The organism is Anaerotruncus sp. 1XD42-93, assembly GCF_009917605.1.
Taxonomy (GTDB): Bacteria; Bacillota; Clostridia; order Oscillospirales; family Ruminococcaceae; genus Anaerotruncus.
The window spans coordinates 1-2,074 of the sequence record NZ_QZEG01000150.1; the positions used below are offsets into that span (position 1 = coordinate 1).

At 47.8% G+C, this 2,074-nt stretch carries 2 protein-coding genes; both read right to left on the reverse strand.

Going from position 1 to position 2,074, the window contains the following annotated elements:
- Positions 1-314 precede the first annotated feature (314 nt).
- Positions 315-761: a GNAT family N-acetyltransferase gene (locus D5269_RS17550; RefSeq protein ID WP_120487431.1), complete on the reverse strand. Its 447-nt coding sequence runs from the start codon at positions 759-761 to the stop codon at positions 315-317.
- A gap of 653 nt (positions 762-1,414) precedes the next feature.
- The coding region (locus D5269_RS17555) for an electron transfer flavoprotein subunit alpha/FixB family protein (RefSeq protein ID WP_147408069.1) at positions 1,415-2,074 on the reverse strand (660 nt) is incomplete at its 5' end.

Consider the following 2,074-nt stretch of genomic DNA (forward strand, 5'->3'; position numbering starts at 1 on the left):
TGCCGCTTCTTTCGCTGCTGCTGTCCAAATACGTTGTATTGCTATTTGGCTCCTTCTTTATTGACGACACCGTCTAGCCTATGGGACAAATTGTCCCAAACCTCTGGACGCCGTGACTATATGTGCGCCCGCACTCATTCATTTTTTGGGGTCGTTCTTTTCTCAAAATCGAAATGGGCGGGAAATCCATTTTAGGGCTTTCCCGTCTTGATTACCCATCAGCAAAGACGGGCGAGGCTGTCAACGGCGGCGCTGAAGGCGCCGTTCGTCTTGTGACCGTTGATTGGCTCGACTGGCTTTGCTACTCTCGGCTGTTAGCTATTCAATTCCATGTATAAAAGCGGATATGGATTGCCTTGCTCATCGCAATCTGTTCTTTTATAAACCTCAAATCCCATGTGTTCATAGAACCCTTTTGCAAGAGGATTTTGCTCATTAACAGCTAAATCATTAACCGAATATTTTTCTATTCCGTATTTAAGCAATTCCTTACCTAACCCTTTTCCCCTTTCCTCGTGAGAAATAAAGAGCATTTCAAGATGTTGCCCTACGATCCCCATAAAGCCAACAGGAATTTGATTTTCGTTTTCTATTATCGCTAAAGAAGGTATTTCCTTTAATGCTTGCGGTACATATTCCTTAATGCTTTCTATTTCGTCCGCTGATAGAAAAAGGTGCGTTGCCCTGACAAAACTCTCCCAAACTACCAGTAGTTGTTTTATCAACGAAGTGGGTCTATCTTTTACCTCTATAATTTTCAAATCCCTATCCTCCATATGATAGTTATTCATAAAACAGTATCAACTAACAAACTGAAATAGGGTAACTGCCATACAGGGTGCAGAAAAAGATGAACCGCCCCCTGTCAAGTAGACAGATAACCACACTTTACAACACTTTACACACAATATCTAAGTTTTAAAACAGACTCCAGGGTAAGAAAGCGGCACTTCGACGTCCCGGCTTTGTCTCCTGCTGAACCGTGAACCTGTACTATCACACAAAAATGGCTACGATACCCCCTAATGTTTGATCTCTTCGCTTGAGGAATAAACGATACAACGGCTATGATATTTACATAGAAGAACATTTTGAAAGCGTCGTTTCCATCTTTGCAGCGTATTCGCTGCTGGTTGAGTTCGCTCCACCAAACAGCCAAAATCCGAACCTAATAGGTTCGGATTTTGTACTTTCAACCCTGCTAGATAGACACCTTGCCCGTGATTGGTCTGGTAGATGGGGTATTCGTTAACTATCTTGATGAAAAAAATTAAAAACAGGCTGTTGCTTGAGAGGGCATCTTTCTGGTAGCCTGTTTTTTTGCGCCGCAACGCTCTCTTTTTATCGAAATCTGTTTGAAAGAATAGGAAAGAGGGCGCCCTGCGGAATCCCACAGAGCGCCCTAAATAACAGCTTATTCTTTTTTTGCAAGCTCTTTCTTGACTGCCTCGGTCAGCAGCGGCAGGATTTTATGTACATCCCCGACGACGCCGAAATCCGCAACCTCAAAGATCGGAGCGCCCGGGTCCTTGTTGATCGCAATGATGATCTCCGAGTCCTCCATGCCCGCCAGATGCTGGATTGCGCCCGAGATACCGCACGCGATATACAGATTCGGGCGGACCGTCTTACCGGTCTGGCCGACCTGGCGGTCTTTCTCGACCCAGCCCGCATCTACGCAGGCACGCGATGACGAGATCGTTCCGCCCAGAACCTCAGCGAGGTCCTCCAGCAGCTTGAAATTCTCCGGACCGCCCATGCCGCGTCCGCCAGACACCAGAATCTTTGCATCCTGAATGTCCATCTTGCCGGCAGTTTTCTTGACAATCTCGAGGATTTCCACATTCTTATGGGATGCAAGGTCTGCAACCTCGAATTTCTCGATCTGCGCCTGCACACCCTCTTTGACCTCGCCCTTCTGCATGACGCCCGGACGGACGGTCGCCATCTGCGGGCGGTGGTCCGGACAGAGGATCGTTGCCATGATGTTGCCGCCGAATGCCGGACGGGTCATCATCAGGTTTTTGCTCTCCGGGTCGATCTCCAGCTTGGTGCAGTCCGCGGTCAGGCCGGT